Raw genomic sequence first — 14114 nt, 5'->3', positions numbered from 1 at the left:
CATTATGGAAGACGCATTCGATCGGCTGCGGTTGATCCGTTCGGCCAATATCGGGCCGGTGGGATTCGTGCAATTGCTCGCGCGGTTCGGTAGCACCGGGGCGGCGATTCAGGCGCTGCCCGATCTGGCGCGGCGCGGCGGGGGCAGGGCTCCGAAGCTCGCCGATGCGCGCGCGGTGGAGGCGGAACTGCAGCGGATCGCGGCGCTGGGTGCCGAGCTGCTGTTCCTCGGCAGTCCGGATTATCCCGCGCTGCTCGGTGAGATCGACAACCCGCCACCGGTGATCGGCTATCGCGGCAACCGCGCGCTGCTGGACGCCAAGGTCGTGGCGATGGTCGGCGCGCGCAACGCGTCGGCCTCGGCCTGCCGCTTCGCGCGCGGGCTGGCGCGCGAGCTGGGCGGCGAGGGGTTCGCCGTCGTCTCCGGTCTGGCGCGCGGGATCGACACCGCCGCCCATGCCGGATCGATCGAGGCGGGCACCATCGGCGTGGTCGCGGGCGGGCTCGATGTGCATTACCCGCCCGAAAACCGCGAACTGCAGGAAGCGATCGCGAGCAAGGGCCTGCTGCTCGCCGAACAGCCGCCCGGCACCGAGCCGCGCGCGCGCCATTTCCCCTTCCGCAACCGCATCATCGCGGGGCTGGCGCTGGGCACGGTGGTGGTCGAGGCAGCGCCGCGCTCCGGCTCGCTCATCACCGCGCGGCTGGCGGGCGAGGCGGGGCGCGAGGTGATGGCGATCCCCGGCAGCCCGCTGGACCCTAGATCGAGAGGCTGCAACCAGCTGATCCGCGAGGGCGCGATCCTGGTGCAGTCCGCCGCCGACATCGCCGAGCTGATCGGTCCGATCGATCACCGCGCCGTGCGGGCTCCGGCAGAGAGCTTTACACCGCAGCCGGTCGATGCCGAGGAGGGCAGCCGCACGAAAATTTGCGGCCTGCTCAGTCATGATTTCGTCGCCGTCGACGAACTCGTTCGCCAGTCGGGCGAGCCTGCCGGGATCGTCCAGATGGTGCTGCTCGAACTGGAACTGGCCGGGCGGCTGGAGCGCGGCGCGGGTGGGCGCGCGCGATTGAGCTGAATGGTCTGCGTGAAAGCTTGTCAAAATATCGTCATCCCGGACTTGATCCGGGATCCGGGGCGTTAGGGCACTTTGGTCGGGCCCTGGATTCCGGGTCAAGCCCGGAATGACGTTGGTTTTTTGTATTTACCGGCGCCGACTTTCCCGAACCCGATTACCAAGACCTACGTCGCCCCCGAACTTGACCCCGTCTCATTTTCCAGCTTGACGGGCGCTCCCGTTCGCCAGCAGCCTCGCGCGTATATGCGAGACACCATAGAAAAGCGCCCATCCCCATGCAATTAGTCATCGTCGAATCGCCGGCCAAGGCGAAGACCATCGAGAAATATCTCGGCAAGGATTACAAGGTCCTGGCCTCCTACGGCCATGTCCGCGATCTGCCGCCCAAGGATGGGTCGGTCGATCCCGACGACGGCTTTGCCATGACTTGGCAGGGTTATGCCGACAAGGCCAAGCGCATCAAGGAGATCGCCGATCTTGCCAAGAAGGCGGACCGGCTGATCCTGGCGACCGATCCCGACCGCGAGGGCGAAGCGATCAGCTGGCATGTGCAGGAACTGCTCACGCAGAAAAAGGTGCTGCCTAAGGAGGTCAGCCGCGTTACCTTTAATGCGATCACCAAGAAAGCCGTCACCGATGCCATGGCGAACCCACGCGAGCTCGATCATGACCTGATCGACGCTTACCGCGCCCGCCGCGCGCTCGATTATCTCGTCGGCTTCACGCTTTCGCCGGTGCTGTGGCGCAAGCTGCCGGGCGCCAAGTCCGCCGGCCGGGTCCAGTCGGTCGCGCTGCGGCTGATCGCCGAGCGCGAGCGCGAGATCGAGGCGTTCAAGCCCCAGGAATATTGGTCGGTCACCGCGCGCATGCAGCATGACGGGCAGGCGTTCGATGCGCGGCTGACGCAGTATGACGGCGAGAAACTGGACCGGCTGTCGCTCGGCGATGAAGGCGTGGCGACCGAGGCCAAGGCGGCGGTCGAGGCGGCCAGCCTGATCGTCTCGAAAGTCGAAACCAAGCCGGTCACGCGCCGCCCGTCGCCGCCTTTCACCACCTCCACATTGCAGCAGGAGGCCGCGCGCAAGCTGGGCTTTTCGGCCAGCCACACCATGCGCATCGCGCAGCAGCTCTACGAGGACGGCGCGATCACCTATATGCGGACCGACGGCGTGCAGATGGACGGCAGCGCCATCTCCGAAGCGCGCAAAGCCATCGCGGACCGGTTCGACGGCGGATACATTCCGGAAAAACCGAACTTCTACAGTACCAAAGCCAAAAATGCTCAGGAAGCGCATGAAGCGATCCGGCCAACCGATTTCCGCAAGGACAAGGCCGGATCGGGCGATCATGCGCGGCTCTACGACCTCGTGTTCAAACGCGCGATGGCGAGCCAGATGGCGCCTGCACAGATGGAGCGCACCGCAGTCGATTTTGCCGATGGCACCGGGCAAATCGTGCTGCGCGCCAATGGGCAGGTGGTGAAATTCCCGGGGTTTCTCGCGGTCTATCAGGAAGGCCGCGACGATTTTTCGAGTGGCGGGCGGGATGACGACGACGGCAAGCTCTTGCCGATGATGCGCGAAGGCGACCGGCCGGCTGTGAACGCCGTCGACGCCGAACAGCATTTCACGCAGCCGCCGCCGCGCTTTTCGGAGGCCAGCCTGGTGAAACGCCTGGAAGAACTGGGGATCGGGCGGCCGTCGACCTACGCCTCGATCATCCAGGTGCTCAAGGACCGCGGCTATGTCCGTACCGAGGGCAACCGCTTCTGGGCCGAGGAAACCGGGCGGCTGCTGACGGGCTTCCTCGAACGTTTTTTCGAGCGCTATGTCGCTTATGACTATACCGCCGGGCTGGAGGACGAGCTCGACGAGGTTTCGGGCGGGCGCGCCGACTGGCAGAAGGTGCTTGCCGCCTTCTGGCGTGACTTTAAGCCCAAGACCGAAGAGGTGATGGAGCAGAAGCCGAGCGACATCACCGCCGAGCTGGACCAGTTCCTGGCACCCTATCTGTTCCCCGAGACGGGAGACGGCAGCGATCCGCGCGTCTGTCCGCGCTGCGGGGACGGCAAGCTGTCGCTGCGGGGCGGCCGCTACGGCGCATTCGTGGCCTGCTCCAATTATCCCGAATGCAAATATACCCGCCAGTTTGCACAGGCCGGCGGTGAAAAGGGCGAGTCGGTAGAGCCAGAAGAGCTTGGCGTGGACCCCGCGACCGGCGCAATGATCGAGACCAAGACCGGGCGCTTCGGCCCCTACATCCAGTCGGGCGAGGGCAAGGAGGCCAAACGCGCATCGATCCCCGAGGACCTTCCCGGCGAGCTCGATCTAAAGATGGCGATCGAGCTGCTCTCCTTGCCGCGCATCGTCGGCCAGCATCCCGAAACCGGCAAGGATATCGAAGCCGCGATAGGACGTTACGGACCATATCTGCGGCATGACGGCAAATATGCCAAGCTGCAGAACACGGCCGAAGTGTTCGAGACCGGCATGAACGCCGCCGTCGCCAAGCTGGCGGAGGCCGCCGCGAACAAGGGCAAAGGCCGCGGTCAGCGCGATCCGCTGAAGATTATCGGCAAGCATCCGCGCACCGACCAAGAGATCAAGCTGATGGACGGCCGTTACGGCGCTTATGTCACCGACGGTAGTGTAAACGCGACGATCCCCAAGACGGTCGACCAGGACCAGCTGACGCTGGAGGAAGCCGCCCAGCTGATCGACGAACGCGCCGCCAAGGCGCCGCCGAAGAAGAAACGCAAGGCTCCGGCGAAGAAGAAGAAGGCTGCGGTGAAAAAGGCCGCCCCGAAGAAAGCGACCGCCAAGAAAAATGCGCCGGCCAAGAAAGCGGCGGCAAAGTCCGGGTAACATAGTTCGTCATCCCAGCGAAAGCTGGGATCCAGGGCCTCATCGAATCTAGGTTTGCGCTATTGAACCCTGGATTCCGGCGTTCGCTGGAATGACGGTTTTGGGTGGTTCACATCGTGACAATCACTCCACCCAGTCGAGTCCGATATTCTCGAACAGCTCGCGGCTGTCGTCCCAGTTCGCCTTGACCTTGACGTGCAGGTAGAGATGCACCGGCACGCCGAGCAATGCGCTTAGTTCCTTGCGGGAGGCCTCGCCGATCGCCTTGATGCGTGCGCCCTTCTTGCCCAGCACGATCGCTTTCTGGCTGTCACGCGCGACCAAGATTTGCTGGTGAATCTCCAACGAGCCGTCGGGCCGTTCGATATATTGTTCGCTGTCGACCGCGCTAGCATAGGGGAGTTCGGCGTGGAGCTGGCGATAGATCTGTTCGCGGGTGATCTCGGTGGCGAGCAGGCGCTGTGATACGTCGGACACCTGGTCCTCCGGGAAATGCCAGGGGCCTTCGGGCATGGCGTCCGCGATGGCGGTCTTGAGCTCGGGCAGGCCGTCGCCGGTCTCGGCGCTGACGAACCATGTATGCTCGAACATCACCGCGCCGTTCAGCTTTTCGGTGAGCACCAGCAGCTTGTCCTTGGCCGCGATATCGACCTTGTTCATCACCAGCCATTTGCGGCCCGGACGCTGGTTCAGGTTTTCGATCAGCGAGTCGAGCTTGGGGCCCGCGCCCGCCTTGGAATCGACCACGAACAGCAGCACATCGGCGTCGCTCGCGCCCTCCCAGGCGGCGCTAACCATCGCGCGGTCGAGCCGTCGGCGCGGCGCGAAAATGCCCGGCGTATCGACCAGCAGGAGTTGCGTATTGCCCTCGATCGCGACGCCGATCAGGCGGGTGCGCGAGGTTTGCGGCTTGGCGCTGGTGATCGCCACCTTCTGGCCGACCAGCGCGTTGGTGAGCGTCGATTTGCCGGCATTGGGGGCACCCAGCAAAGCAGCCACTCCGCATCGGGTTTCGGCGGCTAGTTCGGTCAACGATATTTCTCCAGAAAAGCCTTGGCGGCGCGAGTCTCGGCCTCCCGCTTACTCGGCGCGGTCGCGGTGATGGGATCGAGCCCTTTGACGCTCACGCTCACCTTGAACAGGCGCGAATGGGCGGGACCGGTTCTTGCCACGATTTCATACACCGGTGGGCGCCTGGCGCTGCTTGCCGCCCATTCCTGCAGTAGCGATTTGGGATGGCGCGGGGCCGTTGCCGCCGCGATGATCCTGTCGCGCCACAGCGATTCCACGAAGCGGCGCGCCGGATCGATGCCCTGATCGAGAAACAGCGCACCGATGATCGATTCCATCACGTCGCCGAGGACGTTGTCGCTTTCCGCCGCGCCGTCGCTGCGCGCCTGCTTGCCGAGGATGATCAGCGGGCCCGCATCCAGCGAGCGGGCGACCTCGGCGCAGGTCGTGCCCGAAACGAGTGCGTTGAGGCGATGCGAAAGCTTACCTTCGGGCTCGTCAGGGAACTGGTCGTAGAGCATCTCGGCGACGGCCAGGCCGAGCACCCGGTCACCCAGAAACTCGAGCCGCTGGTAATCGGGCCTGCCGGTGCTGCCATGAGTCATCGCGCGCTCGTAAAGCGGCAGGTCGCCGACCTTTTCGATGCCGGTAGCGGCGAGCCAGGCCGAGAGATCGCTCAAAAGCCCTTGCCGATCCGCTCGCCACGCGCGGCCGAGACCCACGTCCACGGTTTCGCCCATTCGGCCGAACCGTCGGTCGAGAAAATGCCGACGAGCGCGCGGCCGATCAGATCCGATTGCGGCACGATGCCGATCGCGCCGCCGATTTCCGCCGGAAAGCGGCTGTCGGCGCTGCGATCGCGATTGTCGCCCATCAGAAACAGCGAGCCCTCCGGCACGGTAAAGGTCATCGTGTCGTCGCCCATGCCGCCCTGGATGAGGTCGAGGATTTCATAGCTTTTGCCCGACGGCAAGGTTTCGCGGTAGCGCGGATAGCGGCAATAATCCTGGCCATCGATGGTCTCGTCGAACTGCGGCGAATAGCATGGATAGGGCGAACCGGCGACATCGGCGGCGGTAACCATGTTCGGCGTGACGGGCAGCAGTAGGTCCGCGATGCGCTGTTTGGGCAGCGCCTTGCCGTTGAGGAAAACCGCGCCCTTTTGTACCCGCACGGTATCGCCCGGCAGACCGATCACGCGCTTGATATAATCGGTGCGATTGTCCGGCGGCGCCTTGAACACCACCACATCGCCGCGATCCGGCTGGCGGGCAAAGATGCGGCCGGGGATCAGCGGAACATCGCCGGGCAGCGAATATTTCGAATAGCCATAGGGCCATTTGGCGACGAGCAGATAATCGCCCACCAGCAGTCGCGGCTGCATCGATTCCGACGGGATGTTGAACGGGGCGACGACAAAGCTGCGGATCGCCATGATGATCAGCAGCACCTTGAGCAGGTACAGCGCAAGGTCCCACCATTCGGAACGCTTCTCGCGCTCGCCCGCTGGGCTTTGCAATCCCGGCGCATCGCGCGGTTCGGCGGCGTCATCGTCCCGCGCGCTGTTGATCATAGGTTGGACCGGAAAATATTGTTGGGCAAGTCTGGCCACATAGGCGCGCGGGTGCCTAAAGACCAGCCTTTGGAGCCCGCGGCAAAAGGACAGGCAATGGACGGCGATTGGCAGTTTCTGAATGAGGATGAGCGTCCGACCCTGAAAGCGCTGTTCGATCGCGGTGCCGAAGCGCGCGTGGCGGCGCTGACGATCGAGCAGGCGGGCATCCGTTTCGATTGGTCCAAGACGCATCTGGACGAGGCGCTCATCGCCGGTTTCGAGGCGCGCGCCGAAGCGATGGGGCTGGCCGATATGCGTCAGAAATTGCTGTCGGGCGCGATCGTCAACCCGACCGAGGGCCGCGCCGCCGAACATACCGCCGAGCGCGGATCGGGCTCACCCGAAGCCGTCGAACTGGCGCGGACCTTTCATCAACGCATGCGCGCGCTGGTCGAGGTGATCGAGGCCGGGGCGTTCGGCGAGATCGAGACGCTCATCCATATCGGCATCGGCGGATCGGCGCTGGGACCCAAGCTGCTGATCGACGCGCTGGACCGCGATGCCGGCGGTATCGCGGTGCGCGTGGTCTCCAATGTCGATGGCGCGGCGATGGCCGAGGCGGTGCAGGGTCTCGATCCCAAGACCACCCTGCTCGCCGCCGCATCCAAGACGTTCACGACCGCCGAAACGCTGCTCAATCTGGAGAGCGCGATGCAGTGGATGCGGGGCGGCGGGGTGGACGATCCCTATGGCCGCGTGGTCGCGCTCACCGCCAACCCGGACAAGGCGCTGGAATGGGGCGTCGACGAAACGCGCATCCTGCCGTTTTCGGAAAGCGTCGGCGGCCGCTATTCGCTGTGGAGCTCGATCGGCTTTCCCGCCGTGCTCGGTCTAGGCTGGGCGGCCTATGAGGAGATGCTGGAGGGCGCCGCGCAGATGGACCGGCATTTCGCCCATGCCAATTGGCGCGACAATGCGCCGGTGATGGCCGCCTTTGCCGATCTCTATTACACGCAAGGCCGCGGCGCGCAGACTCGCGCGGTATTCGCTTATGACGAGCGGCTCCGGCTACTACCGAGCTATCTTCAGCAGCTGGAGATGGAATCGAACGGCAAGTCGGTGACGTCTACCGGCGAAGCGCTCGATTATCCGACCGCGCCGATCACCTGGGGCGGGGTCGGCACCGATGCGCAGCATGCGGTGTTCCAGCTGCTCCACCAGGGCACCATGCTGGTGCCGGTGGAATTCATCGCCGCCAGGGAGCCCGGCCATGATTTCGACGATGCCCATCACGAGGCGCTGCTGGCGAACTGTTTCGCGCAGGGCGCGGCGCTGATGGCGGGCAAGCGGACCGACGATCCGGCGCGCAGCTATCCCGGCGATCGGCCGTCGACAACGCTGCTGATCGAGGACGTCACCCCCGCGATCCTTGGCGCGATGCTGGCCTTTTACGAGCATCGGACGTTCGTGAACGCAGTGCTGCTGGGCATCAATCCGTTCGACCAGTTCGGCGTGGAGCTGGGCAAGGACATGGCGCGGTCGATCGAGGAGGGCGGCATGGACGATTTCGATGCGTCGACCAAGGCGCTGATGGAAGCGGCCCTCGGCGATCCTGCCTAAGGGTCAGGACTATCAATCGTCATTCCGGACATAGCTTCGCCCGGAAAACGTCAATTTTCCGTTGGCGATGCTCGATCCGGAATCCAGGGCGGCAAGCAATGCCGTTGTAGGCCCTGGATTCCGGATAGCTCGATTTTCCAGCCAAATCACACATTTGGGGAAAATCGGCTTCCGGAATGACGAAGAAAGCTTAATGGGCCTGACCCTAATGTTTGCGGCCCCTCTCATCCACCCCATATCGGGGCTTTCCAATTCTCAGCGAAAGACGCTCGCCCCATGGCCAAATACGACTACGACCTTTTCACCATCGGCGCGGGCTCGGGCGGGGTGCGCGCGAGCCGGGTGGCGGCGAGCCATGGCGCAAAAGTCGCGGTGGCCGAGGAATATCGCGTCGGCGGGACCTGCGTCATCCGCGGCTGCGTGCCCAAGAAACTGCTCGTCTACGGCGCGCATTTCGCCGAGGACCTGAAGGACGCCAAGCGCTTCGGCTGGGACGTGCCCGACCGCTGTGATTTCAGCTGGGCCACGCTGCGTGACAATGTGTTCGAGGAGGTCGACCGCATCAATTCCGTCTACCGCGAAACGCTGACCAACCACGGCGCCGAGATCATCGACGAGCGCGCGGAAGTCGTCGGCCCGCACGAGGTGAAGCTGGCCAGCGGCAAGACCGTCACCGCCAAATATATTCTGATCGCCACCGGCGCCACACCGCACGTTCCGCAATGCCCCGGACATGAGCTCGGCATCACCTCCAACGAAGCGTTCCATCTGGATGACGTTCCAAAGCGCATATTGATCGCGGGCGCGGGCTACATCGCCAACGAGTTCGCCGGCATCTTCAACGAATTCGGATCGACGGTGACGCTGATCAACCGCACCGACGTGATCTTGCGCAATTACGATCACCAGATTCGCGACCGGCTGCTGCAGATATCGATGATGAAAGGGATAGATTTCAAATTCCACGCCGAGTTTCGCGGGATCGAGAAAACGAAAAACGGCTGCCTCAGCGTCTCGATGACGGGGCATGAGGATGTCGAGGTCGATTGCGTGATGTTCGCCACCGGGCGCGTGCCCAATACCGGCAGGCTGGGGCTGGACAAGGCCGGCGTGACGGTGGACGACAAAGGCGCGGTGGTGGTCGACGACTGGTCGAAGACCGATGTCGACAGCATCTACGCCATCGGCGACGTCACCAACCGCATGCAGCTGACCCCGATCGCGATCCGCGAAGGCCAGGCCTTTGCCGACACCGTGTTCAACGACGATCCGCATCAGGTGGACTATGAAAATGTCCCCGCCGCGGTGTTCAGCCATCCGCCGATCGCGGGCGTCGGAATGACCGAAAGCAAGGCCAAGGAGACGCTGGGATCGGTCAAGGTCTACACCTCGGACTTCCGCCCGATGAAGAATGTGCTGGCGAACCGCAACGAGCGCGGCCTGTATAAGATGATCTGCGACGGCGAAAACGGCAAGATCGTCGGCCTGCACATGATCGGCCCGGAAGCGCCGGAAATCCTGCAGGCCGCGGCGGTCGCGGTGAAGGCGGGACTGACCAAGCAGGCGTTCGACGACACCGTCGCGCTGCATCCCAGCATGGCCGAGGAACTGGTGCTGATGAAGTGAGGGGGCGCAGGGGAACGAGATTGCTTGCGTCCACCACGTCCGTTGTCGGCCAGGGAAGGTTTGCAAACCCACTCGCCGTTTCGTTGCCCCTCCTAGCCCGTTGCCAAAGCCTGTACTGTCTGGAATGACCACCGCACTAGTTTCACCGCACAAGGGCATCCCATGCAGCACATCCTCGACCAGCTGAAAGAAAAGCGCGCGCAGGCCGAACTGGGCGGCGGGCAGAAGCGGATCGATGCGCAGCATGCCAAGGGCAAGCTGACCGCACGCGAACGGCTCGACGTGCTGCTCGATCCCGACAGTTTCGAGGAATATGACCGCTACGTCGAACATAATTGCGTCGATTTCGGCATGGACGAGCAGCATATTCCGGGCGACGGCGTGGTCACCGGATCGGGCACGATCAACGGCCGCCTCGTGTTCGTGTTCAGCCAGGATTTCACCGTGTTCGGCGGGTCGCTGTCCGAGCGCCATGCGGAAAAGATCTGCAAGGTGATGGACATGGCGATGAAGGTCGGCGCGCCCGTTGTCGGGCTCAACGACAGCGGCGGCGCGCGGATACAGGAGGGCGTCGCGAGCCTTGGCGGTTATGCCGAGGTGTTTCAGCGCAACGTGCTCGCGAGCGGCGTGGTGCCACAGCTCAGCCTGATCATGGGGCCGTGCGCGGGCGGCGCGGTGTACAGCCCGGCGATGACCGACTTCATCTTCATGGTGAAGGATTCGAGCTACATGTTCGTCACCGGCCCGGACGTGGTCAAGACCGTAACCAACGAGGTGGTCACGCAAGAAGAACTCGGCGGCGCGATCACGCATACGACCAAGAGCTCCGTCGCCGACGTCGCGTTCGATAACGATATCGAGGCGCTGCTCGCCGCGCGCGATTTCATCGATTTCATGCCGCTGTCGAACCGCGAGGAGGTGCCCGAGCGTCCGACCGCCGATCCGCACGACCGCATCGAGATGGGGCTGGACCGGATCATCCCGACCAATGCCAACCAGCCCTATGACATGCACGAGGTGATCGCCAAGACGCTCGACGAGGGCGATTTCTTCGAGGTGCAGCCCGCCCATGCCGGCAACATCATCTGCGGCTTCGGCCGGGTCGAGGGACGCACCGTGGGCGTGGTCGCCAACCAGCCGATGGTGCTGGCCGGCGTGCTCGACATCAACAGCGCAAAAAAGGCGGCGCGGTTCGTGCGTTATTGCGATGCGTTCAGCATCCCGATCCTGACATTCGTCGACGTGCCCGGCTTCCTGCCCGGCACGAGCCAGGAGCATAATGGCATCATCAAGCACGGCGCCAAGCTGCTGTTCGCCTATGCCGAAGCCACCGTGCCCAAGATCACCGTGATCACGCGCAAGGCCTATGGCGGCGCCTATGACGTGATGAGCTCGAAACATCTGCGTGGCGATCTGAACTATGCCTGGCCCACCGCCGAAATCGCCGTGATGGGCGCCAAGGGCGCGGTCGAGATCATCTTCCGCAACCAGAGCGAGGAAGAGATCGCCGAGCGCACGAAGGAATATGAGGACCGCTTCGCCAACCCGTTCGTGGCGGCGAGCAAGGGCTTTATCGACGAGGTGATCATGCCGCACTCCACGCGCCTCCGCATCGCCAGTGGGCTACGCAAGCTGCGGACGAAACAGCTCGAGAACCCGTGGAAGAAGCATGATAATATTCCGTTGTAGGAGACTTAATGTGAGGATTATTTCGTTAGCATTTAGCGCCCTCTTAGTAGCATGTGGGCCTACGCCAACGGTTAAGGAGCAGTATTCTGGTGCTTGGAGTGAACCTACTGGTGAAGTAATGAGAACTTTGGCCTCAAAAAATATAACGGGATGCGGAGAATTCTATCAGAAGTCGAGCAAGACTTCACCGGGAGAATATTTGGTCGCATGTACGCGCACTCCCGACGGTGATCAAGCATGGGTTGGATACCTTGTGTGGCCTGCAATAGGAGAAGTCACTGGTCCTGACCTTACTGTTGTATGGAACACCGGCGGCCCTCCTCATCCAGATCCAGAATAAAGAGTCCGTAATGGCAACTTATAAAGAACTTCAGATTACGTAAAAGCAAGAGCCGGGTACGTACCAAAAACTTGCTGGATTGCAGATGTAAAATCTGATTACGGCTTGATAAGGCGTCAAGCCCCAAATCGGCAGTCACAAAGCCGAATATATCCGTGCCCTCCCAATAAGCGCGCACCAATTGAAAATGCTTTCCGTCATTTTGGAATGATCGAATGAACCTCGGTACCCACCATCATGTCGGCGTCGCAACGCCGTCGATCGCTGACAGCATCGCCTCCTGACTCGACGTGATAGGCGCACTTACCCATTGCCGATGCCGCTCCTTCACATTATAAGGTCATGTGAAGGAGCGATGCCATGCAGTCCGAACGCGTAACCTATCTTACCAATGCCGAGCAAAAGGCTGCGCTTGAGGCCTTCGCGAAGGCTCGCGGGGAATCGGTTGGCAGCGTCGTGCGCGAGGCGACGACGCGTTATATGGCGGAGCGTTCCGACGATTGCGATGAGCAAGCGCAGACCGAGGAGCTGCTCGAATTGTTGGTGCAAGAACTGGAGCAAGCGGTTCCGCGCTGGAACGCGAATTTCGACTCGATGGAAGCAAGCATAGACCGGGCGAGAAGAGCCATTGCCGACTCTTTGGAACGTGTCGAGGCGACGAAGTGAGCGGGCTCGATAAGGCCTATGGCGCCATCAAATCGATTATGCTGGCGAACGAGCGCTTCGACCGGATCGAAGGTGAGATGAAGGAACTTTCGGGCGATCTTGGATCGCTTGCGAAAAGCCATGCCGAACTGGCTGAACGTGTCGCCGGCATCGAAGGCTACCTTAAAGGCGCCGGAGCGCGACAAAAGTGGATTGAAGGAAAGTGAAACTCGGCCCCCTCAACCATGTCGGCGTCGCGACGCCGTCCATCGCCGACAGCATCGCGCATTGGCGCGACGTCATGGGCGCCACGCGCATCGGCGAGCCGTTCGACATGCCGGCGCAGGGCGTCAAAGTATGCTTCGTCGATGCCCCCAATTGCCAGATCGAGTTGATCGAGCCGCTCGGCGAGGACAGCCCGATCCAAGGTTTCCTGAAGAGCAATCCGCTCGGCGGGCAGCATCATGTCTGTTTCGAGGTGCCCGATATCCACGCTGCCAAGGCGGAATTCGAGGCGGCGGGCAAGCGCGTGCTGGGCGAGCCGCGGATCGGCGCGCATGGTACATTGATCTTCTTCGTCCACCCAAAGGACATGGGCGGGATGCTGACCGAGATCATGGAGACGCCGAAGCACTGACATTGCCGGGTACGCCCAAATCCGAAAAAATCGTCACCCTGAACTTGAATCAGGGTTCAGAGTGCCGCAGCAATGCCATCCCGCCCTGGATCCCGGGTCAAGCCCGGGATGACGTACGAGGAACCGACCGATGTCGACCTGCCAAACGATCCGCCTCGCGCTCGACGAGGACGCGCATGTCGCCGCGATCACGCTGGACCGGCCCGAACGGCTGAATGCCGCGCCGCCGCGGATGGCGGACGAGATCGTGCAGGCGCTGGACAGCGCACTCACGCACAAGATGCGCGCGGTGCTGATCACCGGCGAGGGCAGGGCGTTCTGTTCGGGCGCGGACCTGGCGGGCGGGCGCGATCGCAACGAAGGGTTCGGCGGCGACGCGGCGCAAGCTTCGCTCACCGGTCATTACAACCCGATGATGCGGAAACTGGCCGCGCTTCCGGTGCCGCTGATCACCGCGGTCAACGGTCCGGCTGCGGGGATCGGCTGCTCGATCGCACTGGCGGGCGATTTCGTGATCGCGGGCCGATCGGCCTATTTCCTGCAGGCGTTCGTCAATATCGGGCTGGTGCCCGATGGCGGCGCGAGTTGGACGCTGCCGCGCCTGATCGGCAAGGCGCGCGCGTTCGAGATGATGATGCTGGGCGAGAAGATCGATGCGGTGAAGGCGCTCGACTGGGGTATGATCTACAGCGTCGTCGACGACGCCTCGCTGCCGACCGAAGCGACCGCGCTGGCGCAGCGGCTCGCCAAGGGGCCGACCAGGGCGCTCGGCCTGATGCGGCGCTGCGCGGCGGAAAATCTCGATCGTGATTTCGCCGGTGCGCTCGCGGCCGAGGCCGATGCCCAGCGCGATGCCGGCAACAGCGCCGACGCGCGGATCGGCGCGGCGGCGTTTCTGAAGAAGCAAACGGCGGATTTCACCGGAGAATAATCCGATAATTTTCTCAATCCCGAACCTGTTGAAGGCGATTGGCTTTTTAGCAAACCCAGTTAGGCAAAGGTTCACGACGGCGTCTGCCCCCTCTGTCCGTCATGCCAGCGAAAGCTGG

The 14114-nt window shown here is 63.0% G+C and carries 12 protein-coding genes; 9 read left to right on the top strand and 3 right to left on the bottom strand.

Features of this window, described 5'->3' with window-relative positions; translation table 11 throughout:
* Positions 1-4 precede the first annotated feature (4 nt).
* Both dprA and topA read left to right on the top strand, forming a co-directional pair.
* Entirely contained in the window at positions 5-1078 is a 1074-nt protein-coding gene (gene dprA, locus ACOQPC_RS08300; RefSeq protein ID WP_420605277.1) for a DNA-processing protein DprA, read from the top strand.
* 275 nt (positions 1079-1353) lie between these two features.
* Positions 1354-3942 (top strand): type I DNA topoisomerase, encoded by a 2589-nt coding sequence (gene topA / locus ACOQPC_RS08295; RefSeq protein ID WP_420605276.1) that lies wholly within the window; start codon positions 1354-1356, stop codon positions 3940-3942.
* Between the two features lie 123 nt (positions 3943-4065).
* On the opposite strand, the gene era is transcribed toward topA, so the two are convergent.
* From era to lepB, 3 genes are read right to left on the bottom strand one after another with little or no spacing between them, the layout of a single operon-like run.
* Entirely contained in the window at positions 4066-4974 is a 909-nt protein-coding gene (gene era / locus ACOQPC_RS08290; protein ID WP_420605275.1) for a GTPase Era, read from the bottom strand.
* Positions 4971-5633: a ribonuclease III gene (gene rnc / locus ACOQPC_RS08285; protein ID WP_420605274.1), complete on the bottom strand. Its 663-nt coding sequence runs from the start codon at positions 5631-5633 to the stop codon at positions 4971-4973. Before rnc ends, era begins: the two co-directional genes overlap by 4 nt.
* Positions 5630-6526, bottom strand: coding sequence for a signal peptidase I (lepB, locus tag ACOQPC_RS08280; RefSeq protein WP_420605273.1), 897 nt, complete (start codon positions 6524-6526; stop codon positions 5630-5632). Before lepB ends, rnc begins: the two co-directional genes overlap by 4 nt.
* Positions 6527-6622: 96 nt before the next feature.
* On the opposite strand from lepB, the gene pgi reads away from it, so the two are divergent.
* From pgi to ACOQPC_RS08245, 7 genes are all read left to right on the top strand, one after another.
* Entirely contained in the window at positions 6623-8128 is a 1506-nt protein-coding gene (pgi, locus tag ACOQPC_RS08275) for a glucose-6-phosphate isomerase (protein ID WP_420605272.1), read from the top strand.
* A 276-nt stretch (positions 8129-8404) separates the two neighbouring features.
* Positions 8405-9754, top strand: coding sequence for a glutathione-disulfide reductase (gene gorA, locus ACOQPC_RS08270; RefSeq protein ID WP_420605271.1), 1350 nt, complete (start codon positions 8405-8407; stop codon positions 9752-9754).
* Between the two features lie 162 nt (positions 9755-9916).
* Complete coding sequence (locus tag ACOQPC_RS08265; protein WP_420605270.1) at positions 9917-11443, top strand: acyl-CoA carboxylase subunit beta; 1527 nt, start codon at positions 9917-9919, stop codon at positions 11441-11443.
* Positions 11444-12143: 700 nt separating this feature from the next.
* Complete coding sequence (locus tag ACOQPC_RS08260) at positions 12144-12449, top strand: hypothetical protein (RefSeq protein ID WP_420605269.1); 306 nt, start codon at positions 12144-12146, stop codon at positions 12447-12449.
* Positions 12446-12655 carry a hypothetical protein gene (locus ACOQPC_RS08255; RefSeq protein WP_420605268.1) on the top strand — a complete coding sequence of 70 codons (210 nt, stop codon included), beginning with the start codon at positions 12446-12448 and terminating at the stop codon, positions 12653-12655. Before ACOQPC_RS08260 ends, ACOQPC_RS08255 begins: the two co-directional genes overlap by 4 nt.
* Positions 12652-13065: a methylmalonyl-CoA epimerase gene (gene mce, locus ACOQPC_RS08250; RefSeq protein ID WP_420605267.1), complete on the top strand. Its 414-nt coding sequence runs from the start codon at positions 12652-12654 to the stop codon at positions 13063-13065. Before ACOQPC_RS08255 ends, mce begins: the two co-directional genes overlap by 4 nt.
* A 130-nt stretch (positions 13066-13195) precedes the next feature.
* A complete protein-coding gene (locus tag ACOQPC_RS08245) occupies positions 13196-13996 on the top strand; it encodes an enoyl-CoA hydratase-related protein (RefSeq protein WP_420605266.1) in 801 nt (266 codons plus the stop codon).
* Positions 13997-14114: the final 118 nt, after the last annotated feature.

Origin of the sequence: Novosphingopyxis sp. (genome assembly GCF_965218915.1) — a bacterium.
Classification (GTDB): Bacteria; Pseudomonadota; Alphaproteobacteria; order Sphingomonadales; family Sphingomonadaceae; genus Novosphingopyxis.
The sequence above is the reverse complement of the archived record's forward strand: the minus strand, read 5'-3'. Positions and strand labels throughout refer to the sequence as shown.

Bases quoted from the DNA above. Each gene is read 5' to 3' on its own strand.
- dprA (WP_420605277.1), top strand. From the start codon at position 5: ATGGAAGACGCATTCGATCGGCTGCGGTTGATCCGTTCGGCCAATATC.
- topA (WP_420605276.1), top strand. From the start codon at position 1,354: ATGCAATTAGTCATCGTCGAATCGCCGGCCAAGGCGAAGACCATCGAG.
- lepB (WP_420605273.1), bottom strand. From the start codon at position 6,526: ATGATCAACAGCGCGCGGGACGATGACGCCGCCGAACCGCGCGATGCG.
- pgi (WP_420605272.1), top strand. From the start codon at position 6,623: ATGGACGGCGATTGGCAGTTTCTGAATGAGGATGAGCGTCCGACCCTG.
- gorA (WP_420605271.1), top strand. From the start codon at position 8,405: ATGGCCAAATACGACTACGACCTTTTCACCATCGGCGCGGGCTCGGGC.
- ACOQPC_RS08265 (WP_420605270.1), top strand. From the start codon at position 9,917: ATGCAGCACATCCTCGACCAGCTGAAAGAAAAGCGCGCGCAGGCCGAA.
- ACOQPC_RS08260 (WP_420605269.1), top strand. From the start codon at position 12,144: ATGCAGTCCGAACGCGTAACCTATCTTACCAATGCCGAGCAAAAGGCT.
- ACOQPC_RS08245 (WP_420605266.1), top strand. From the start codon at position 13,196: ATGTCGACCTGCCAAACGATCCGCCTCGCGCTCGACGAGGACGCGCAT.